Origin of the sequence: Meridianimarinicoccus roseus (genome assembly GCF_003172915.1) — a bacterium.
Lineage (GTDB): Bacteria > Pseudomonadota > Alphaproteobacteria > Rhodobacterales > Rhodobacteraceae > Meridianimarinicoccus > Meridianimarinicoccus roseus.
The window spans coordinates 1-20657 of sequence record NZ_QGKU01000006.1; the positions used below are offsets into that span (position 1 = coordinate 1).

A 20657-nucleotide genomic window follows, 5' to 3' on the forward strand; every position below is an offset into this window, starting at 1 on the left:
CAGACATGCGAACACGCGCCGCTGTTGCCGTTGAGGCAGGCAAGCCGCTTGAAATCATGGACGTGGAGCTTGACGGCCCGCGGGCCGGGGAGGTTCTTGTGGAGGTGAAGGCCACGGGTCTTTGCCACACGGACGAGTTCACGCGTTCGGGCGCGGACCCCGAGGGGATCTTTCCGGCGATCCTGGGTCACGAGGGCGCGGGCGTTGTCGTGGAGGTCGGCCCCGGCGTGACGAGCCTTGCGGTGGGGGACCACGTGATCCCGCTCTACACGCCGGAGTGCCGCGAATGCGAGTACTGCCTGAACCCGAAGACGAACCTGTGCCAGAAGGTGCGCGCGACGCAGGGCCAGGGTCTTCTGCCGGATGGCACGACGCGGTTCTCGATGCTCGACGGCACGCCGATCCACCACTACATGGGCTGCTCGACCTTCGCCAACCACACGGTCGTGCCTGAGATCGCGCTGGCGAAGATCCGCCCGGACGCGCCGTTCGACAAGGTGTGCTACATCGGCTGCGGCGTGACGACGGGGATCGGCGCGGTGATCAACACCGCCAAGGCCGAGATCGGCTGCCGGGGCGTGGTGTTCGGGCTTGGCGGGATCGGTCTGAACGTGATCCAGGGGCTGCGGCTTGCGGGCGCGGACCAGATCGTGGGCGTGGACCTGAACGACGACAAGGCCGAGATGGCGCGGCGCTTCGGGATGACCGATTTCGTGAACCCGTCGAAGGTCGACGGCGACCTGGTGGCGCATCTTGTGGCGCTGACCGGGGGCGGGGCGGACTACACGTTCGACGCGACGGGCAATGTGGGCGTGATGCGCACGGCGCTGGAATGCGCGCACAAGGGCTGGGGCGAGAGCATCATCATCGGGGTGGCGCCTGCGGGTGCCGAGATCGCGACGCGGCCGTTCCAGCTGGTGACGGGGCGTGTGTGGAAGGGCACGGCCTTCGGCGGGGCGCGCGGGCGCACCGACGTGCCGAGGATCGTGGACTGGTACATGGACGGCAAGATCGAGATCGACCCGATGATCACCCACAAGCTGACCCTCGACGAGATCAACCACGGGTTCGACCTGATGCACGAAGGCAAATCCATCCGCGCCGTCGTCGAATTCTGAGGACGCGATGCAAACCATATCGGAAAACCGCAGTTTCGGGGGGGTCCAGGGGGTTTATTCTCATGCCTCTGAAGCTTGCGGCTGCGAGATGACTTTCGCGGTCTACATGCCGCCGCAGGCCAGGCAGATGCCGGTACCCGTCCTTTGGTACCTGTCGGGGCTGACCTGCACCCACGAGAACGCCATGACCAAGGCGGGTCTTCAGGAGCACGCCGCGCTGCACGGCCTTGCCGTCGTGTTCCCCGACACCTCGCCCCGCGGAGAGGGTGTGGCCAACGACGAGGCCTATGATCTGGGACAGGGCGCAGGTTTCTATGTGAACGCGACACGCACCCCGTGGCGGCCGCATTACCGGATGTACGATTATGTCGTATCTGAATTACGGGCGTTGGTGCTGGACGCCTTCGACGTCGAGGACCGGCACGGCATAACCGGCCATTCCATGGGCGGGCATGGTGCGCTGACCATCGCCATGCAGAACCCGGATCTTTACGACTCGTTGTCGGCCTTCGCTCCGATCGCCAACCCGACGCAAAGCGACTGGGGCCGCAAGCAGCTCAGCGCGTATCTGGGTGATGACGAAGCGGCCTGGGGCATCCACGACTCCGTCCTGCTGATGGGCGAGAAGGGCTGGAAAGGCGATGTGCTGGTGGATCAGGGCGCGTCGGACCAGTTTCTCGATCTGCTCAAGCCCGAAACTCTGTCCGAGGCGATGGCGCGCCGTCGTCAGCCCGGGGTGTTCCGGATGCAGGAGGGATACGATCATTCGTATTTCTTCGTGAACTCGTTCGCCGGCGACCATGTCGCCTGGCATGCGGAACGCCTGATCTGAACTGCTACGTAAGGAAAAAGACCACCATGATCAGATATCTTACAGCCGCTGTCCTGGCCGCCATCGTCCCCTGCGCCGCGCTTGCGCAGGATGGAGATGCGGCCGCCGGTGAAAAGGTGTTCCGCAAGTGCCAGGCCTGCCATGCCGTGGGCGAGGGCGCTGAAAACAAGGTCGGCCCGGCACTGAACGGTATTGTTGGCCGGACCATCGCCTCGGGCGAGGGGTTCGACTACTCCGATGTGCTGGCCGAGATGGGAAGCGCGGGAAAGACGTGGACTCCAGAGGAGCTCGGTGCTTTCCTTACAAAACCACGCGACTACGCGAAAGGAACGAAGATGTCCTTCGCCGGTCTGCGCAAGGAGGACGAGCGGGCAGACGTTATTGCCTATCTCGCGACCTTCGCGGGTTCCTGACTTCGGACCCGAAAAGGCCTGCGACATGGGCTTCTACCGCGCGCGAGGGAGGAGAGACCTTGGTGGCGCGGCGATCAATGGCAAGGGGCGGCCCTGTCGGCCCTGTCTTGGCAACCGTGCGGTATGACCCGCACATCTTGGGAGGAACGACATGAAAAGACTGACGATGTTGACATCGGGGATCGCCATTTGCTGCGCCGGAATGGCGATGGCGAACGACGATCTGATCTCGCTGATGGATGACCCGACGCAGTGGGCGATCCAGACCGGCGACTACAAGAACCAGCGGTACTCCGAGCTCGACCAGATCAACAAGGACAACGTTGGCGATCTGCAGGTGGCGTGGACCTTCTCGACCGGCGTTTTGCGCGGGCACGAAGGCTCGCCGCTCGTGATCGGCGACGTGATGTACGTCCATACGCCCTTCCCGAATATCGTCTATGCGCTCGACCTGAAGAACGAGGGCAAGATCATCTGGAAGTACGAGCCGAAGCAGGATCCGGACGTGATCCCAGTGATGTGCTGCGATACCGTGAACCGCGGTGTGGCCTATGCCAACGGTAAGATCTTCCTGCACCAGGCTGACACGAAGGTCGTCGCGCTTGACGCCGAAAGCGGCGCGGTCGTGTGGGAAGCCCAGAATGGCGATCCGTCGATCGGCGAGACGAACACCGCGACGGTCCTGCCGATCAAGGACAAGGTCATCGTCGGCATCTCGGGCGGTGAATTCGGTGTGCGGGGCCATGTTACCGCGTACAACATGGAAACCGGTGAGCAGGAATGGCGTGCCTATTCCATGGGACCGGATTCCGACATCCTGATGGACCCCGAGAACACTACCCATCTTGGAACGCCGGTCGGCGAGAACTCGGGCACCAACACCTGGGAAGGCGACCAGTGGATGATCGGCGGCGGCACCACCTGGGGCTGGTATTCGGCTGACATGGACGAGAACCTGTTCTACTACGGCACAGGCAACCCTTCGACCTGGAACCCCGCGCAGCGCCCCGGTGACAACCGCTGGTCCATGACGATCATGGCCCGTGACATCGACACTGGCGTCGCCAAGTGGGTCTACCAGATGACGCCCCATGACGAATGGGACTATGACGGCGTCAACGAGATGATCCTGACGGAACAGGAGATCGACGGCGAGCAGCGCAAGCTGCTGACCCACTTCGACCGCAACGGCCTTGCCTACACAATGGATCGCGTTTCCGGCGAACTCCTGGTGGCGGAAAAGTACGACCCGGTGGTGAACTGGACCACGGGTGTCGACATGGATCCGAACTCGGAAACCTACGGCCGTCCCGCCGTGGTGGCCCAGTACTCGACCGAGCAGAACGGCGAGGACGTCAACTCCACCGGCATCTGCCCGGCGGCGCTTGGCACCAAGGACCAGCAGCCGGCGGCCTATTCGCCCAAGACGGAGCTGATGTACGTCCCAACCAACCACGTGTGCATGGACTATGAACCGTTCCGCGTGTCCTACACCGCCGGTCAGCCCTACGTTGGCGCAACGCTCGCGATGTATCCGGCACCGGACAGCCACGGCGGCATGGGCAACTTCATCGCCTGGGATAACATCAGCGGCGAGATCAAGTGGTCCATCCCCGAGCAGTTCTCGGTCTGGTCCGGTGCTCTGGCTACTGCGGGTGACGTGGTGTTCTACGGCACGCTCGAAGGTCACCTTAAGGCTGTGGACGCTGCAACCGGCGATGAGCTTTATCGCTTCAAGACACCGTCGGGCGTCATCGGCAACGTGATGACCTACGAATCCGACGGCAAGCAGTATGTCGGCATCCTCTCGGGCATCGGCGGCTGGGCAGGGATCGGTCTTGCGGCCGGTCTGACCAACCCGAACGATGGCCTTGGCGCCGTGGGTGGCTATGCCGCGCTCAGTGACTACACCGCCCTCGGCGGCCAACTGACCGTGTTCGCCCTTCCGGACTGACGACAACGTGCAAGCTGGGGCCGGTGCGGCGTGATCCGCGCCGGCCCCATTTTTCCAGACACAGCCCAAAAGGTGATCCTAGATGATGCGCACCGCATCCCGACTTCTCGCCGCAGCGGCCGCGACCGCGCTGCTTCCCGCCGCTGTCACCGCCAGCAACTGGGACGATCAGCCGGTTAATCCCGCAGAGCATGCCGATGATGTCACCGTAGCCTATGAAGATGGCGGGCGGTACTACAACGAAGAAGATCTGCTGACCTACAACGTGGCCGAGGACGGCACGGTGGACTGGCTTACCTTCTCCGGTTTCCGGCGCTACCATTCGGAATGCCATGTCTGCCACGGGCCCGATGGCGAAGGGTCGTCCTACGCGCCCAAGATCAAGAACTCTGCCGTGCACATGGGCTATTACGACTTCTACGACGTGGTCGTGAACGGCCGCCAGAACGGCAATTCGGTGATGCCCCATTTTGGCGACAACCCGAACGTGATGTGCTACCTTGATGATATCTATGTCTATCTGAAGGCCCGTGGGATGGATGCGGTTCCGCGCGGCCGCCCGGCCAAGAAAGAAGCCAAGTCCGACGTGATCCGCGAGGACGAAGATGCCTGCATGGGCTGATCACGCCGCCCGGGTGCGGGGCGGTGCCGCAGGTGCGCTTGCGGCCTTTGCCCTGGGCCTGATGACGGCGCCGGGTGGCGCGCAGACTTCCGACCTTGTGTCGACCAGCGCGCTGCGCGTCTGCGCCGATCCGGCGAATGATCCGATGTCCAGCGAAGACGGCAGCGGTTACGAGAACGAACTGGCCGAACTTATTGCAGGCAAGCTTGATCTGCCGGTGGAGTACACTTGGTTTCCGATGGCGACAGGATTCGTTCGCCAGACCTTGATGGCCAAGCGCTGCGACGTGATCATGGCCTATGCCCAGGGTCACGAACTGGTGTTGAACACCAATCACTACCTCACGTCAGTGTATGCGCTGATCGTACCGGCGGACGGCCCGCTGGCCGACGTGGAAACCCTGTCTGATCCGCGGCTGAACCCGCTCAGAATCGGGGTGATCGCTGGCAGTCCTCCCGCGACCCACATGGCGCGCAACGGTTTGATCGGGAAGGCCAAGGGATACAACCTGTTCGTCGACAGGCGCCATGAAAGCCCCGCGCCGAACATGCTGGCCGACCTCGAAGCCGGTGAGATCGACGCTGCCATCTTGTGGGGGCCGTTGGGCGGTCCGCTGGTCAAGCGGGACCATCCGAACCTGAAGGTCATCCCGCTGGTCAAGGAAACGCTGCCGCCGAAGCTGCATTACCGTATCACTATGGGTGTGCGGCAGGGCGAGAAGGTCTGGCAACGCCAGCTCAATTCGCTGATTCGCCGCAACCAGGATGAGATCAATGCCTTGCTCCATGACGCCGGAGTGCCGTTGGTCACCGATCTGGGCGATGCCGTGATGGACCTTTCCCAATGATCCGGGCGCTGGCGGTCCTCGTGCTTGCGGGGCTGCCAGCGGGCGGGGTGGCCGAAGAGCGTCCGGTCGAACCAAGTGACTACCGCATGGATCATTACCGCGCGCCCGTGCCGATGACCCTGCGGGGCGGAACCGTGATCGGCCCGGAAGAGGCGCACGCACTCTGGGCGGATGGCGCAGCAGGGTTCATAGACGTGTTGCCGCAGGCACCTCGTCCCGCCAATCTGCCCGAAGGCACGATCTGGCGCGACAAGCCGCGCTTATCAATTCCCGGTGCAATCTGGCTGCCCAATGTCGGGTATGGACGGATCGCGGACGTGACCGCTGATTATTTTCGGCGCGGGCTGGAACTGGCGACCGACGGTGATCCTGCGCAGCCGGTGGTGCTGTTCTGTCTCGAAGACTGCTGGATGAGCTGGAACGCCGCCAAACGCGCCATCGAGTGGGGCTATTCCGCCGTCCATTGGCTGCCCGAGGGTACTGATGGCTGGCAGCTCTGGGACTACCCGCTGGAGCAGATCCTGCCGCAGGAACCGCAACCCGGCACGCCCTGAGCGGGGCGTCAGAACCCGGCCAGCTCCTTGTGCTGCTTGGTGCGGGTGCCGCGTGTATCCGTCATGGTGACATCGACGGAACGGGCTGCGCGCGGTACGGACAGCCCGATGCGCGGGTTCTCCGAAAGTGAAATGGACCCGGTCACATCGACATAGCCTCCGCCATCGAGGTCGATTTCGACCGTTTCGACATACCGCATCGGGATATACAGCAGCGAGATCTGGTCCATCTGCATCCCTGAATGGGACGGGTGCGAAATGTCCACGTCTAGCTTGGAAAGCCGACCGGTCAGCGCGGCTTCCAGCCCGCCCGCAGTGCCGGGCTGGGCGCCAAGCCGACCGACCTCCAGCACCATATCGCCCAGCGTGGCGAGCGCGGCGTCCGGGTCGCTGCCCGGCGGTGCCGCACAGGCGCCTTGGCCCGAGGTCTTCACGAAGCCCTCCGTCACCCAGAGGCGGCCATCCGTCGTCTCGGCGATCACGTGGAGTCCGGTCGGGCCGTTCACCCGCATGGTCACGTCGAAGAAGAAACCCTGCTGCGGCGCATCAAGCGCGAACACCGCCGAGACCGGCATTGGGTTTTCATCCAGCACAAGCGTAACCTTGCCAAGCCACTGCCCCTTTGGGGCGTGGACCATCGCCGCGATCTGTGTGCGCGCGTCGTCGGCGGTTCGGTATGGGGCGTCCAACGCGATCAGGTCGCTGCCGTCCAGAAGCGGGCGGTCGCCGAAAAGCTGCGCGCGCACGCTGTCCCAGGCGTCACCGGCAACAGCGGGCAGGGCGGTGACGCTGCACAGCAGCGCCGCGGCAAGGGCTGAAATTCTCATTTTTCTCCTCCCACGAGAAAGGCACCGAAGGCGCGGGGGCCGTCGCATGTCGCAATCTCTTCTACCACGCCAAGTGACGTTGCGTCGATCACCGACAGGGTGTTGCCGAACCAGTTCGCCACGGCGACGTACCGACCGTCCGCCGTGGCGTCGATGCCTTCGGGGTACTCGCCCACCTCTATCAGCCCGTTCGGGTCCAGCGTGGCAAGGTCGATCACGCTGACCGTGTCGGCGTACTGGTTGCTCACGAAGGCGCGTCCAGCGGCGAAGGCGATGCCGTAGGGCCGTTCGCCCACCGGGACGGTGGCGGTCACTCGGCCCGCCGTCGGGTCGATAACGCTGACATCGTTGCTGCCCACATTGCCGACAAACAGACGGCCGCCGGGGTCGAAGCGCAACCCGAACGGTCGCGTGCCAACTGTGACAGTCCGGTGCAGGGCCAGCGTCGCGGCGTCGAAGATCGTCACTCGGTCCGCGTCCCGGTCGGCGGAGGCAAGCCAGCGCCCGTCCCCTGACAGCGCCAGCCCGGCAGGCGCGGCACCGGTCGCAAGCTCGGCCTGCGTCGCCAGGGCAATATCGTCCAGGACCCAGATCCGGGCATTGTACCAGTCCGACACGAACAGCCGACCGCGCGCAGCGTCATGTGCAACCCCGATAGGGCCGCCGTCGGACAGCACGGTTTGCGCAAGTAGCGTTCCTTGCCGCGACCAGCGCCGCACCGCCTTACTTCCCGCGGACACGGTGAACACCGTTTCCGGCCCGGCGGCCACACCGGCGGGCTGGCCCGGCACGGCCCAGCGGTCGGTTTCCGCAGCCGCAGTCAGGTCGATCACCGACAGCGCATCTCCGTTCTGGCAGGTCACATGGGCGATTTCCGCCTCGGCAGGCACAGCCAGCAGAACCAGCGCGAGTGCCGCGTCAGCTACCCGCCGCACCGAACCGCTCGACCAACGCATCGAGCCCGGCCTGGTACACGCCCGTCACCGCGGCTATCGCGGCTTCGTCGTTCAGATGTTCGGGTGGATCATTGTTCGGATAGCCGCGGTAGAACGCGCCGCGCCATTCCACCAGCGACCCGCCGCCATCAAGCGGCGTCACCGTCAGGTGCGAGGAATAATTGGTGACCGGAAGGACCGCCACGTCGACATCCGTGATCCTGTAGGAATAGCTCATCTTCTCGGCGCTGTATTTGTAGAGCACTTCGGCGATGGTCGGCCCGTCCGGGGCGCCCAGTGACAGAACGCGCGTCGCGTCGATCTCGTTTCCGCCGGTGCCGGTCGTGGCCGCAATTGCCGGATGCCACGACATGTCCTGGAAATCGCCGACAACGGCCCAGACATCGGCGGGCGCAGCTGCCAGCTTCGTGGTCAGCGTCACCTTCTGGCGGGTTGGTCCGTGGGCCAGGGCCAGCGTCGGCACCAGCGCGGCCATGATACCTGTCTGCAGAAAGACACGTCTTTTCATTTTTTCTCCTCCGTGAAAAAGGCCGACTTCAGGATGTAGCGTATCCCGCGCGACCAGGCTTCGTCGGTGTTCGACCGGATATCAACGACCCGGCCCTTCACCGTTTCTCCGTTTTCGGCATCCCGAAGTTGCAGGTTCATCGTCAGGATCAGGTTCGATACTTTCTGCACTTCCCCGACAAGCGCGTAGTCGGCCCCGAGAGCCTTGGCCATGCGGGCATCACAGCCATAGCATTTCGCCGGATTAACGGTGCGCTCCAGATCGGCCTGAACCGGTTCAAGATTGACCAGTTCGAACCCCTCCGCCGCGAACCGCTCGGCCACCATCATTTCGATCATCCGGATCCGTGCCGTCTCCGCCGGGTCCCGGCCCAGCGTCGCGGTCTGCAGCGACTGATCGAGAAACGTTATCCCAAAAAATGCCACTCGGTCTCCGGCACGGGCGGGAGCGACCGTGGCGACCAGCGCTGCGATGATCAGGATCGGAACAAAGGACATGGCATCTCTTAGAAAATAAGAGTCGAACCCAAGTGTGGAGCCAGTAACGTCTTTCGAGCAACCGGCCCAAAAGTATCGGTTGCCACAGCCCCCGGATTTCCGAGGGTTAGCGCGATAAAACCGCCAACAAAGCGCGGTCGTGGGAGGACAACTTGAAACAGATATTGGCTGCGCTTCTGGCGGCGATGATCGGTGCCGTGTGGGCGGGTGGAGCGGTCGCGCTCGACGTTCGGGCGGCGGTGCTGCGCGTGGACTACCAGACCCTGCTACCGATTTCGCGGTACGATTTGATACCGGAAGATCTGGGCTTCGCGGGCGCGTCGGTGGGCGACAGTGACAACGCGACCACCGGTTCGTTTCTTGGTCACACCTACGAGACGCGGACCGTTGCCACCGACCCTGACGGAGCCGAGGCGGCGATGCGGTCTTTGCTGGACGAGGGGATCAGGCTGTTCGTCGTCCTTGCCCGCAGTGCCGAGTTGGCAAGCCTTTCGGATCTGGCGGCGCGGCAAGGGGCACTGGTGATCAACGCACAGTCGCCCGACGTGGCGCTGCGCAGCGACGCGTGCCGGGCGAACCTGCTTCATGTCGCGCCGTCCAGCTACATGCTGGCGGACGCAGTGGCACAGTTCGCGATCTGGAAAAAATGGGATCGCTGGTTCCTCGTGTCCGGGTCCAACGTGGAAGACACCGCGCTGGCTGACGCCTATCGCCGCGCGGCGCGCAAATTCGGCGCGCGCATCGTCGAAGAACGGGTGTTCGTGGATACTGGTGGCTCGCGCCGCACGGACTCCGGCCATGTCTTGGTGCAGCGGCAATTGCCGACCTTCATGCAGGGCGCGCGGGAACATGACGTCGTGATCGCAGCGGACGGGACTGACTATTTCGGCCGTTATCTGACCTATCATCTTTGGACGCCGCGCCCCGTCATGGGGTCGGCCGGGCTTGAACCGACATCTTTTCACGCTGCGCACGAGGCCTGGGGCGCGACCCAGTTCCAGACCCGGTTCGAAGAACTGACCGGCCGCTATGCCCGCCCGGAGGACTACAATACCTGGCTGGCCCTGCGGGTGATCGGCGAAGGGGTGACCCGTGCAAACACGGTCGATCCCGAGGAGCTGCGCGCCTACGCGCTGTCCGACGCATTCGAACTGGCCGCCTTTAAGGGCCAAAAGGTGACCTTCCGCGACTGGAACGGTCAGCTGCGCCAGCCCGTGCTGCTGTATGACGGGTCGATAACGGTCAGTGTCAGCCCGCAGGACGGCTTCCTGCACCAGTTCTCGCCGCTCGACACGCTGGGGCTGGACCGCCCCGAAACCGAATGCACCGCTTTCAACTGAGGAACTAGCCATGACGCAACACACGTTCTCTTCCTTGCTGGCCGGTCTTGTAGTCGGTGTCCTGACACCTTTCGTGGCTGCGGCTCCTGCCCTTGCCGGCAAGGCCTTCGTATCCAATGAGCGGGGCAACACGATCACCGTTCTCGATACGGAAACGTGGGAGGTGCTGGACGAGTTCTTCGGCGGCAACCGTCCGCGCGGCATCACGATAAGCCCAGACGGAACAAAGCTTTATGTCTGTGCGTCCGACGACAACCTCGTGCGCGTGTTCGATACTACCACCTATGAAGAGCTTGAAAGCCTGCCCTCCGGACCCGACCCTGAGTTGTTCATCATCGAACCATCGGGCAAGCGGCTTTACATCGCGAACGAGGACGACAACCTCGTCACCGTGACCGACACCGAAACCCGCACGATCCTTGCCGAGGTTCCGGTCGGCGTTGAACCCGAGGGGATGGGCATGAGCCCCGACGCCAAGTGGGTGGTCAACACGTCCGAAACCACCAACATGGCGCACTTCATCTCGACCGAGGACTACAAGATCAAGCACAACGTGCTGGTCGATCAGCGCCCGCGCTACGCACAGTACACAGCTGACGGAACCCGGCTCTTCGTGTCGTCTGAGATCGGGGGGACGGTGTCGGTCATGGACATCGCCGAGGATGGCACCCCGACGTTGATCAAGAAGATCGGTTTCGAAGTGCCGGGCGTCCTTCCGGAATGGCTTCAGCCGGTGGGCGTGAAGGTGACCGAAGACGGCAGCCGCGTGTTTGTGGCACTCGGACCGGCCAACCGCGTTGCGGTAGTGGACGGCGAAACGCTGGAGGTGCTCGACTACATCATCGTCGGGCAGCGGGTCTGGCAACTCGCCTTCACACCCGGCGAGGAATACCTGCTGACGACCAACGGCAATTCCAACGACATCACCATCATCGACGTGGCCAGTGAACGCGCCATCAAGTCGGTGCAGGTCGGCCAGCAGCCCTGGGGCGTGGTCGTTACACCGGACAGCTAAGACCTCATAAGGAGAGAAGACATGAAATCACCGTTTCTTGCCGTGGCGCTGACATGCGGTCTTGCCGTTCCGGCCATTGCCGCACCGCTTTGCGACGACCTGGGCTTCGCGGGGCTTCTCGCGGCATGCAACCGCGGCGATCCGATCGAGGTAACGCTGGCATCCGGCAAGCCTCTGGGCGAAGACGTGACGCTGCAATCAGGCGCCTACTACAAGATGAACATCACCGCGGACGGCTCCGCCGAACTCGCGCTTGTCGGACCGGAGTTTTTTCGGGCCATCTGGATGAACGAGATCGTCATCAACAAGATCGAAATTCGACCGATGGCTATCGACTCGCTGGAATTCGACGACGCGGGAACGGCCGAGCTTTCGTTCATTGCGATCAAGCCGGGCACGCACGTTCTTCGGATTCCCGGCTCGACCGGCGAAACGCAGCAGATCAAGATTTCAATCCAGTGACATCTAAAAGGGAAGACCAGATGAAACGACTTGCAACCGCGTGCGCGGCGCTCTTGATCGCGGCACCCGCCATGGCGCAGGACATCGCGCAGGAAACCGTCGACCAGATCATGTCTATGCTGACAGACATGAATTGCCAGATGGCTCCCGATGACATCGAACTCGAGGATGACGGCGGATACGAACTGGACGACGTGATTTGCGAGGGCGGCAACCAGTTCGACATTACCCTCGATGCCGACCTGAACGAAACCGGCCGCCGGGCCGAATAGCTCTATACTTAGCTCTGCATGGGGACTGCCGCGCGGGAGAACCCCTGCGCAGATCCCTAGTCGCGGGCGGCGCCGATGCGCTTGCCCGCAACGACATTTGAACGGGAGACCACCATGTTCGACGTCATCGCCCGCCCTGCCGCAGCCGCCCTGCTGGCACTGTTCCTCGTGTTGCCTGCCGCGGCACAGGACCTGCCGGTGATCCGTGCGGCGGTCCTCAAGATCGGCACGGTCAACTGGGAATTGTCCACCATTGCCGAGAACGGATTTGATACGGGACATGGGTTCCGGCTCGAGGTCGTGCCCTATGCCGACAACGGCGCGACACGGGTCGCGGTAGAAGGAGGCGAGGCTGACATGGCCGTCGCGGACTGGATCTGGGTCGCCCGGCAGCGCGCGGCAGGCAAAGACTACGTCTTCGTGCCTTATAGCCGCGCCGTGGGCGGGCTGGTTGCGCCCGCGGACAGCGGCGCAAAAAGCCTGAAAGATCTGGCCGGAGGAAAGATCGGTATAGCGGGCGGACCTCTGGACAAGTCGTGGCTGATCCTGCGCGCCTATGCGCAACAGGAATACGGAATGGACCTGCAGGCCGAAACCGAACAGGTCTTCGGTGCGCCGCCGCTGATCTTCAAGACGGCCCTTGGCGGCGATCTGGATGGGGCGATCAACTTCTGGCACTTTCTGGCGAAAATGAAAGCCGCGGGCATGACCGAGGTGATCTCGGTTGAAGATGCGGGCATGGCGCTTGGCCTCGATACGGACACGCCGCTGCTGGGCTACTACCTGAAGGAAAGCTTCCTTGACGCGCATCCCGGGCTCGCGCAGGCGCTGTACGCCGCCAGCCGCGATGCCAAGGACCTTCTTGCAACGGACCCCGCCGCCTGGGATGCGATCCGCCCACAGATGAATGCCGGTTCGGACGCTCAGTTCGATCAACTCAAGGCGGACTGGTTGGCCGGCACGCCCAACCGCGGTCCCGTCGACATCGACGGTGCCACCCGAATGTTGGAACTGATGAACACACTTGGCGGGGCGGACCTGGTGGGCGAAGCGACATCGGTGCCGGCGGGTCTGTTCGCCGACGTGGAATGAAGCGGAGGCACCGATGACGCAGGCGGCGGCGGGTATGGCTCCAGCCAAGGTGACGGCGCTTTCGCTGCTTTCGCTGCTGGGGCTTTGGGTCGTCGCGGCGGCGCTGAGTGCGGATCCTCAGGTGTTGCCGCAACCTTGGCAGCTTGTCCCGCCGTTCGCGCGCGAGCTTGCATCGGGCACGCTGCCCTATCACCTGGGCGCGACGCTGATGCGCGTGATCTGGGCGTTCACTCTGGCAATGGGCATCGGGCTGGCGCTCGGGTTGGCGATGGGCCGGTCCGAGCGGCTGAACCGCTGGCTTGACCCGTGGCTCGTGATCTTCCTGAACCTGCCCGCTCTTGTGCTGATCGTTTTGTGCTACCTCTGGATCGGACTGAACGAGACTGCCGCGATCCTGGCGGTGACGCTTAACAAGATCCCCAATGTGGCGACGGTGATCCGCGAAGGCGCGCGGGCGCTCTCGCCGGACCTTGACGCAATGGCTCATGTCTATCGGCTGTCGCCAGCTGCGCGTCTGCGCCACGTGGTGCTGCCGCAACTTGCCCCCTTCGTGGCCGGCGCAGCGCGGTCGGGCGTTGCCGTCATCTGGAAGATCGTGCTGGTGGTGGAGTTCCTCGGGCGCTCAAACGGTGTCGGCTTCCAGATCCACTTGTATTTCCAGTTGTTCGACGTGGCGATGGTGCTGGTCTACGCGCTGTCCTTCATAGCTGTCATGCTCGCGGTGGAATGGCTGCTGCTGCAACCCTGGGAACGCCGCGTGCGGCGCTGGAGGACCGCATGATCGAGGTGCGGATCACGGGCAAGCGGTTCGGCGACCGCCATGTGCTTGGCCCGGTCCGCTTCGATGTCGCGGCGGGCGAGACGGTTGCGCTGCTGGGGCCCTCCGGGATCGGCAAGTCCACACTGCTGCGGATCGTTGCCGGGATCGACGCCGATTTCGATGGTTTCGTCAGCCATGCCGACCCGCTGGCGATCGTTTTCCAGGAACCCACATTGCTGCCGTGGCGCAGCGCGCTCGACAACCTGTGCATTCCGCATCCCGCGCTTTGCCGATCGGCCGGCATCGCGGCGCTGGACAAGGTCGGGCTGGAAGGGCGCGGGGATGCGTTTCCCGGGCAGTTGTCGCTGGGCCAGCAGCGGCGGCTTGCGCTGGCGCGCGCCTTCGCGGGAAACCCGGCCGTCCTGGTGATGGACGAGCCTTTCGTTTCGCTGGATGCGGCCCTGACGGCGCAGATGCTCGCGCTGACCGAAGCTCTGATTGCCGAAGCGCGGCCCGCTACACTGTTCGTCACCCATGCCCGCCCCGAAGCGGAGCGACTGGCCGACCGCATCCTCGAATTGCATGGCACGCCGGCAGAGCTGGTGGCGCCGTGACAGGGCCCGGACGCAGCCCCTTGCGCCGCTCGGCGCGGCCCGCCATCCTGACCTTCCGCCGGGGCGCGGGCACAGCGAGGCGTGCGGCATGACGGACGGACTTTCGGTCAGGGACCTGGCCTTCAGCTACGGCAGCAAGGATGCGCTGAAGGGCGTATCGTTCGATCTGCCACGGGGACGGTTCTGCGCGCTGCTGGGGCCGAACGGCGCGGGCAAGTCGACGTTGGTGTCGCTGCTTACGCGGCTGCTTGTCTCGCCAGGTGGTGAGATCAGTATCGCCGGGCAGGACCTGCGGCGGACGCCCGGCCGGGCGCTGGCGCGGCTCGGTGTGGTGTTCCAGCAGCCGACGCTCGATCTCGATCTGACCGTCCGGCAGAACCTTTCCTATTTCGCGGCTTTGCACGGGCTACCCCGAAATGGCCTGCCCGCCCGGATCGAGGCCGCGTTGCGTCGGCTCGATATGGCCGAACGGGCTGACGAGAAGGTGAGGGCGTTGAACGGCGGGCACCGTCGCCGCACCGAACTTGCGCGCGCCCTGCTGCACGAACCACAGGTCTTGTTGCTGGATGAGCCGACTGTCGGGCTGGACGCTGCGTCACGAGCGGGGATCGTTGCACATGTGCACGACCTGGCGGAACAGGGTCTGTGCGTGCTTTGGACCACCCACCTGACCGACGAGGTGCGCGACACCGATCACCTTCTCGTGCTGCACCGGGGCGGCATCCTGGCCGAAGGCAGCACCGGCGACATCCGTGGTGAGCAGTCCCTGTCAGACTGGTTCCTGCAAAAGACGGGGGGCAACGCATGAGCGCTTGGCTGAACGTGCTGCGCGCCATCGTCGGCCGCGAATTCCTGCGCTTCGTGCACCAGCGCGAACGCTTCCTGTCGGCGCTGGTGCGCCCGTTGGTGTGGCTGCTGATCTTCGCGGCGGGATTTCGTGCTGCGCTTGGCGTGTCGATAATCCCGCCCTACCAGACCTACATTACCTACGAGACCTACATCGTTCCCGGCCTATGCGCGATGATCCTGCTGTTCAACGGGATGCAAAGCTCTCTCAGCCTTGTCTACGACCGCGAGATGGGGTCGATGCGGCTGCTGCTGACCAGCCCGTTCCCGCGCTGGTGGCTGTTGCTGTGTCGTCTTCTGGGGTCGAGCGCGATTTCGGTGCTTCAGGTCTATGCATTTCTTGCCATCGCCGCGCTGTTCGACATCACCATGCCGCTTATGGGCTATGTCGCGGCTGTGCCTGGCGTGTTCCTCGGTGGGATCATGCTGGGCGCGCTGGGACTGGTGCTGTCGAGCTTCATCAAGCAGCTGGAGAACTTCGCCGGGGTGATGAACTTCGTCATCTTCCCGATGTTCTTCCTGTCCTCGGCGCTCTACCCGCTGTGGAAAATGGCGGAAAGTTCGGAACTGCTGCACGACATCTGTGCGCTGAACCCTTTCACCTACGTGGTGGAACTGATCCGTTTCCTGCTCTACCTGCAGTTCAACGGTGTCGCGCTGTTGTGGGTTCTCGGTTCCACACTAGTCTTCGGGGCTGCCGCGCTTTGGGGGTATGACCCGTCGCGCGGACTGATGAAGCGCAAGTCGTAACGGCGCGGGCCGAGCTCAGGCCTCGTGTTCAGCGAAGGACACCACCCGGCATTTCCAACTCTTGATGGTCTGACCCGGATGCGTGTTGATCCATTTGGCAAGTTCCGGCTGTGCGCCCATCATGCAGGTCATCGGCGTGATGTCGGTAAACAGGAGGCTGCGTTCGCGGCATGGCCCGTCGTCGGCGGCTGCGGTTGCAAGGCATGTGACAAAGAGAAGTTCGATCATTTTACTTGTCCGATCGGCTGCTTGAGGGAATGAAATGACCATACGGCATAGGAGTCAATTTCGGATAAACCATGCTGCAACGCAGCAAATAGGTCGTGAATACTGCCATTAGATCGAGCATTTTGAGGGCATATGCACATAAAAAATGCGCTGAGTGACTGGGTTGGGCGCCGCGCAGGGCGCAGCCTGTCATTGCGGGCGCGACTCGCCGGCGGCGCCGCACTTCTGGCTGCCGGCACGCTGCTGACCGCGCTGACGCTCTATCTCGGCATGACGCGCGTTGCGGACCGACTCGATACCGCGCTTCAGGCCGAGGCGCGCATGGCCCGCTATGCGACGCTGTCCACACAGGTCTCCACCTTCCTCGTGATCGCCACGGAAGCCGTGCAAAGCGGGCTCGACCCGTTGGCGCGAGCGGATCGTGTGGCCCCTGTGGTGGACGATTTGCGCGACACTTTCCTCGCGCTTCGGGCCGATCTCGAAATTGCGGTGGCGCGGGCCGAGTCGCTGGGGCTCGACGCGCAGTCGCGCCACGCGACCCAGTCGCTGGGTCTCGCGCGGATGGAGGCGCTGCTGAACAGCGCGGTCACCGGCCTGTCGTCGCCCACCGACGACCGCGACCGTCTCAGGGCAGAGATCAACACCTTCGCGTCAAGTTTCGACCCGCTGCTGAACCACGCCGTGAATTCCGAGGCGCTGTTCCGCAATCGCAGCCTTGCGCAGATCGACCAGCTGCGTGGTAGCCTGAGCCGCGCAGCCGTGGCCATCGCGCTGCTATCGCTTGTGCTGGCGCTGGTATTCTATGTCGGTCTGATCCGTCCCCAGTTCGGGCGTCTCGACCGGCTGCGGGCCGCTGCACGACAGATCGGTCACGAAGATTTCTCGGTGTCCTTGCCGGACACCCAGGATGACGAAATCGGGCAGCTTTATACAGAAACCAACCGAATGGCCCGCGCGCTGTCCCTGCGAGAGGCGCGCCTTCGCGAGGATCGGGCGCAACTCAGTCAGACCATAGACACGCGGACTCGCGAGTTGCGCGCCGCAAACAGCGAACTGGCCCGCATCGACGAGAACCGGCGCCGTTTCTTCGCCGATGTGAGCCATGAACTCCGCACCCCGCTGACCGTCATCCTGATGGAGGCGCAACTTGGCCGAAAGGGGATGCCCGACCACGAAGCGGCCTTCGCCACGATCGAAGCGCGCGCGGCGCGGCTGAACCGCCGGATCGACGATCTGCTGCGCGTGTCGCGGTCCGACAGCGGCGTGCTTGAGCTTGACCCTGTGCCGCTCGCGCTTGGCCCACTTCTGGACGAGGTGGTTGAGGACGTCGCCGCTGAGGTCGCCACGGCCGGTCTGAATCTGACCTGTGATCCGGTGCCGAGTTGCACGATGGTGCGGGCCGACCCGAACTGGCTTAGGCAGGTGCTGGCCGGGCTTGTGCGCAATGCCGTCCGCCACGCACGTGCGGGCGGGCAGGTCCGGCTGGCACCGCTACCGGACGGTACTGGCGTCGCGGTGATCGACAATGGGCCCGGCATTCCCGCGGCGGTCCAGCCGCGTATCTTCGACCGGTTCGCGCGGGCTGGCAGCGCCAAGGACAAGGGGTTCGGTATCGGGCTCGCGCTGGCAAAGTGGGTTGTGGAGGAACACGGAGGGTCCATCGCCGTGCAAAGCCCTGTTCCGCGCGACACCGCGCTTGGTCAAGCGCCCGGCACGAAAGTTTCGGTTCGCCTTCCGGTCCCAAACGCATAAGCTCGCGCCATGACACCGCGGCTTCTCATCGTGGACGACGATCCGGGCATCACCTCGGCTCTGGCGCGGGGGCTGGCGCTGCACGGCTATTCCGCCGTGACCGAGAACCGGGCCGACCGCGCGCTTGCCCTGCTGCGGAGTGAGGCCTTTGACGGGGCGATCGTCGACGTGATGCTGGGCGACGACAGCGGGATCGACATGGTGCGCGCGGCGCGCGCGGCGGGGCTGGTCATCCCCGTGCTGATGCTGTCGGCGCTATCGGAAGTCGCGCATCGCACCGCCGGGCTGGAAGCGGGTGCCGATGATTACGTCGTCAAGCCGTTCTCGTTCGATGAACTGGTCGCGCGGCTGCGGGTGCAGGAACAGCGCGCGCGCGCGCATCGACCTGCCCCGGCCCGGCTTTGCGCCGTGGCGCGGCGACTTGAAGGGCGCGACAAGTCGGTTTCTCTGACCGAGAGGGAGTTTGACCTGCTGGCGCTGCTGGCCGAATGTCCCGGTACGCCCCGGCCAAGAGGCGAGATCTTCGATGCCCTCTGGGCGGCGGACGGATCGAGTACCGAGAACGTCGTCGACGTGTACATCGGCTACTTGCGCAAGAAGCTCGCGGGGTGCGATGCTGGCTTCCAGATACGGACGTTGCGCAATCGGGGCTTCTGTCTTGACGGCTTGCCGCCGGTACGTATCTGACGGCGCGCCACTCTCATAAAATAAGAATTCTCATGCCCGCCCCGGTCGGCTTATACCCGGTGCAGGCGGGCCGCGCGTCCGCCCCTCCCGCATCGGTGCCATGCCCGGCGCACACGGCCTCTCTCCGGTTTTCCGGTCGGGCCGGGCTTGGCACCGGCGCGCCCATCCGGCAAGGATCGGGCGGCCGCGCCAAGCCGTGATCAAGCCGCGCGGCGGCGCAGAAACCCTAGCACAGCAAGCCCGCTGAGCGCGAGCGGAAGGCCCGCGGGAAGTGGGACCGGAGTGGTCGGCACTGTGCCAAGCGTCGTGATGCTGTTCGGCAGGCCGCTGTTGCCGTTCGCGTTCCAGAATCCGTAGTTCTGGGAATACCCGTTATATCCATTCCTCACGGGAAAACCTAACTGCGTTTCATTGCACAGCATCTGCAGACGGCGCACCTGATAGGCCGGTGTGCCGTTCGGGCCGGCTCCGTCCACCACCTGGAACCGCACGTTCATGAGGAACGGATAGAGCGTCGCATCGTTGGGGTCGTAATACACCATGTTGGGCGGCTGTGGGCCGAAGCGGGTGTCGAACAGGAACTGTTGGTAGATGTTGAGCAGAACGGCCGTGGCCATGTTGCCGACCCCACCGGACGGGGTCATCGTCAGGCTCGCTGTCGGGCCGGGGTTCGGGTACCCTGCACTGGGATAAAGCGCGGCATAGCCGGTTGGCAGATCGTGTGGCAGGATCACGTCGAGCACGTAGCCCAAGATCACCGGCACTGCCCCGGACAGGTCTAGATCGAGCGTCCCCGGCACATTGGCGACTGTGCCGTTATACGTGCCCGCGCCCGTCCGTCGCCTTGGAAAGCGGTAGAGCTCCCCCCCTCGGCAGGCGCAGTCGCCGACACGTGTCGGGCACGGCAAAGGAATGGCTTGGCACACGGCGCGTGCCATTACGGCAGTCTCGGGATTGTGAGGCAGGGTCCCCGGCGTGTCGATGAGGGCGACGCTGCCGCCCTGCGTGACTGCCACGCGGTTGGCGATGGCCTGCGGCTCAGCTTGGTCGTGGGTCACGAAGATGGCTATAATGGCGAACTGGCGCAGCGGCGGGGCCAGATCGTCGCGGAGTCGGTCGCGCAGCGCAGGCCAGAGTGACGCGCAGCAGCTGACCGCTGGACAGCGATGTGACCGGCTGCGCGACGAACGGTTTCTGTCGGCACGGCGTCAGCACCTCGTCCATGCGGGTCGCTATTCCTGCCTTCGGTGGCGCTGCATCTTCAACCCATCGGCAATGTTGCCGCGCACCGACATGGTCGGGAACAGCCCGAAGGACAGCAACACCATGCCAATCCTGTTCCGTGCGCCGGGGTCGGGTTGTTCAAGCCCCGCCGCGATGCGCAGGAGCTTCGTCTTGCCAAAGCGGGACCAACAGTGTCTTCAGATACGGGGTGTGCGGCATCCAGATCAGGTTGAAATCGCCGTTTGACAGCGTCACCACCGTCAGCGCCCCGGCAAGGATGCCGGGCGGCGCAATGGGCACGATCAGCTCGTTCTCGGCCAGCGTGCTTCAGTGGTCGATGGCCGGATTGAAATTCCCGAGATCGCCGTCATTGGCCAGGTTCCTTGCGGCGGCAACGGCAAAACCCGCGAAGCTCTAGGACTGATCAAGATACCCGGCCATCCCGCAGTATTCCGGCTGTGCAAGGTCGGCGAAGAACTGTGGCACC

The 20657-nt window shown here is 64.1% G+C and carries 25 protein-coding genes; 18 read left to right on the forward strand and 7 right to left on the reverse strand.

Annotated features, from left to right (window positions below; genetic code table 11):
* Positions 1-5: 5 nt before the first annotated feature.
* The 7 genes from DKT77_RS01850 to DKT77_RS01880 all read left to right on the forward strand — a co-directional run bounded on the left by DKT77_RS01850 (position 6) and on the right by DKT77_RS01880 (position 6340).
* Complete coding sequence (locus tag DKT77_RS01850) at positions 6-1118, forward strand: S-(hydroxymethyl)glutathione dehydrogenase/class III alcohol dehydrogenase (RefSeq protein WP_109810121.1); 1113 nt, start codon at positions 6-8, stop codon at positions 1116-1118.
* A 7-nt stretch (positions 1119-1125) separates the two neighbouring features.
* The gene (fghA, locus tag DKT77_RS01855) at positions 1126-1950 is read left to right on the forward strand and encodes an S-formylglutathione hydrolase (RefSeq protein ID WP_109810049.1); all 825 of its coding nucleotides are present in this window, start codon (positions 1126-1128) and stop codon (positions 1948-1950) included.
* 26 nt (positions 1951-1976) lie between these two features.
* Positions 1977-2363 carry a c-type cytochrome gene (locus tag DKT77_RS01860; RefSeq protein WP_109810050.1) on the forward strand — a complete coding sequence of 129 codons (387 nt, stop codon included), beginning with the start codon at positions 1977-1979 and terminating at the stop codon, positions 2361-2363.
* A gap of 151 nt (positions 2364-2514) precedes the next feature.
* Positions 2515-4317: a methanol/ethanol family PQQ-dependent dehydrogenase gene (locus DKT77_RS01865; RefSeq protein WP_109810051.1), complete on the forward strand. Its 1803-nt coding sequence runs from the start codon at positions 2515-2517 to the stop codon at positions 4315-4317.
* Positions 4318-4402: 85 nt separating this feature from the next.
* Positions 4403-4939, forward strand: coding sequence for a c-type cytochrome, methanol metabolism-related (locus DKT77_RS01870; protein WP_420798283.1), 537 nt, complete (start codon positions 4403-4405; stop codon positions 4937-4939).
* Between the two features lie 61 nt (positions 4940-5000).
* Positions 5001-5786, forward strand: a complete 786-nt coding sequence (locus DKT77_RS01875; RefSeq protein ID WP_238547629.1) for a substrate-binding domain-containing protein — start codon at positions 5001-5003, stop codon at positions 5784-5786.
* Complete coding sequence (locus DKT77_RS01880) at positions 5783-6340, forward strand: PQQ-dependent catabolism-associated CXXCW motif protein (RefSeq protein WP_109810054.1); 558 nt, start codon at positions 5783-5785, stop codon at positions 6338-6340. Before DKT77_RS01875 ends, DKT77_RS01880 begins: the two co-directional genes overlap by 4 nt.
* Positions 6341-6348: 8 nt before the next feature.
* On the opposite strand, the gene DKT77_RS01885 is transcribed toward DKT77_RS01880, so the two are convergent.
* The 4 genes from DKT77_RS01885 to DKT77_RS01900 are packed head-to-tail and all read right to left on the reverse strand — an operon-like array spanning position 6349 to position 9128.
* Positions 6349-7167 carry a quinoprotein dehydrogenase-associated SoxYZ-like carrier gene (locus DKT77_RS01885; RefSeq protein ID WP_109810055.1) on the reverse strand — a complete coding sequence of 273 codons (819 nt, stop codon included), beginning with the start codon at positions 7165-7167 and terminating at the stop codon, positions 6349-6351.
* Entirely contained in the window at positions 7164-8123 is a 960-nt protein-coding gene (locus tag DKT77_RS01890) for a YncE family protein (protein ID WP_109810056.1), read from the reverse strand. Before DKT77_RS01890 ends, DKT77_RS01885 begins: the two co-directional genes overlap by 4 nt.
* Positions 8086-8631, reverse strand: a complete 546-nt coding sequence (locus DKT77_RS01895) for an SRPBCC family protein (RefSeq protein ID WP_109810057.1) — start codon at positions 8629-8631, stop codon at positions 8086-8088. The genes DKT77_RS01890 and DKT77_RS01895 overlap by 38 nt, the downstream gene beginning before the upstream one ends.
* Positions 8628-9128 (reverse strand): DUF3280 domain-containing protein, encoded by a 501-nt coding sequence (locus DKT77_RS01900; RefSeq protein WP_109810058.1) that lies wholly within the window; start codon positions 9126-9128, stop codon positions 8628-8630. The genes DKT77_RS01895 and DKT77_RS01900 overlap by 4 nt, the downstream gene beginning before the upstream one ends.
* Before the next feature lie 185 nt (positions 9129-9313).
* On the opposite strand from DKT77_RS01900, the gene DKT77_RS01905 reads away from it, so the two are divergent.
* From DKT77_RS01905 to DKT77_RS01945, 9 genes are all read left to right on the forward strand, one after another.
* The gene (locus DKT77_RS01905; RefSeq protein ID WP_109810122.1) at positions 9314-10468 is read left to right on the forward strand and encodes an ABC transporter substrate-binding protein; all 1155 of its coding nucleotides are present in this window, start codon (positions 9314-9316) and stop codon (positions 10466-10468) included.
* Between the two features lie 10 nt (positions 10469-10478).
* The gene (locus DKT77_RS01910; protein ID WP_238547624.1) at positions 10479-11483 is read left to right on the forward strand and encodes a YVTN family beta-propeller repeat protein; all 1005 of its coding nucleotides are present in this window, start codon (positions 10479-10481) and stop codon (positions 11481-11483) included.
* A 21-nt stretch (positions 11484-11504) separates the two neighbouring features.
* Entirely contained in the window at positions 11505-11945 is a 441-nt protein-coding gene (locus DKT77_RS01915) for a cupredoxin domain-containing protein (RefSeq protein WP_109810059.1), read from the forward strand.
* A 20-nt stretch (positions 11946-11965) separates the two neighbouring features.
* Positions 11966-12217: a PepSY domain-containing protein gene (locus tag DKT77_RS01920; protein WP_109810060.1), complete on the forward strand. Its 252-nt coding sequence runs from the start codon at positions 11966-11968 to the stop codon at positions 12215-12217.
* Positions 12218-12331: 114 nt separating this feature from the next.
* Entirely contained in the window at positions 12332-13309 is a 978-nt protein-coding gene (locus tag DKT77_RS01925; protein WP_109810061.1) for an ABC transporter substrate-binding protein, read from the forward strand.
* 13 nt (positions 13310-13322) lie between these two features.
* Entirely contained in the window at positions 13323-14090 is a 768-nt protein-coding gene (locus DKT77_RS01930; protein WP_238547625.1) for an ABC transporter permease, read from the forward strand.
* Entirely contained in the window at positions 14087-14683 is a 597-nt protein-coding gene (locus DKT77_RS01935) for an ABC transporter ATP-binding protein (RefSeq protein ID WP_109810062.1), read from the forward strand. The genes DKT77_RS01930 and DKT77_RS01935 overlap by 4 nt, the downstream gene beginning before the upstream one ends.
* A gap of 88 nt (positions 14684-14771) precedes the next feature.
* Positions 14772-15491, forward strand: coding sequence for an ABC transporter ATP-binding protein (locus DKT77_RS01940; protein WP_109810063.1), 720 nt, complete (start codon positions 14772-14774; stop codon positions 15489-15491).
* The gene (locus DKT77_RS01945; protein WP_109810064.1) at positions 15488-16279 is read left to right on the forward strand and encodes an ABC transporter permease; all 792 of its coding nucleotides are present in this window, start codon (positions 15488-15490) and stop codon (positions 16277-16279) included. The genes DKT77_RS01940 and DKT77_RS01945 overlap by 4 nt, the downstream gene beginning before the upstream one ends.
* Positions 16280-16294: 15 nt before the next feature.
* Here DKT77_RS01945 and DKT77_RS01950 read toward each other — a convergent pair whose 3' ends face one another.
* Positions 16295-16507, reverse strand: coding sequence for a hypothetical protein (locus DKT77_RS01950; protein ID WP_109810065.1), 213 nt, complete (start codon positions 16505-16507; stop codon positions 16295-16297).
* A gap of 132 nt (positions 16508-16639) precedes the next feature.
* Between DKT77_RS01950 and DKT77_RS01955 the strand changes: the two genes are divergently transcribed.
* Positions 16640-18259 carry a sensor histidine kinase gene (locus tag DKT77_RS01955; protein WP_109810066.1) on the forward strand — a complete coding sequence of 540 codons (1620 nt, stop codon included), beginning with the start codon at positions 16640-16642 and terminating at the stop codon, positions 18257-18259.
* Positions 18260-18268: 9 nt separating this feature from the next.
* The gene (locus DKT77_RS01960) at positions 18269-18946 is read left to right on the forward strand and encodes a response regulator transcription factor (RefSeq protein ID WP_109810067.1); all 678 of its coding nucleotides are present in this window, start codon (positions 18269-18271) and stop codon (positions 18944-18946) included.
* Between the two features lie 200 nt (positions 18947-19146).
* On the opposite strand, the gene DKT77_RS01965 is transcribed toward DKT77_RS01960, so the two are convergent.
* Together DKT77_RS01965 and DKT77_RS01975 are read right to left on the reverse strand one after the other, a co-directional pair.
* On the reverse strand, positions 19147-20004 hold the full coding sequence (locus DKT77_RS01965) for a hypothetical protein (RefSeq protein ID WP_146204937.1): 858 nt from the start codon (positions 20002-20004) through the stop codon (positions 19147-19149).
* A 304-nt stretch (positions 20005-20308) separates the two neighbouring features.
* Positions 20309-20470, reverse strand: coding sequence for a hypothetical protein (locus tag DKT77_RS01975; protein WP_238547626.1), 162 nt, complete (start codon positions 20468-20470; stop codon positions 20309-20311).
* Between the last annotated feature and the right edge of the window lie 187 nt (positions 20471-20657).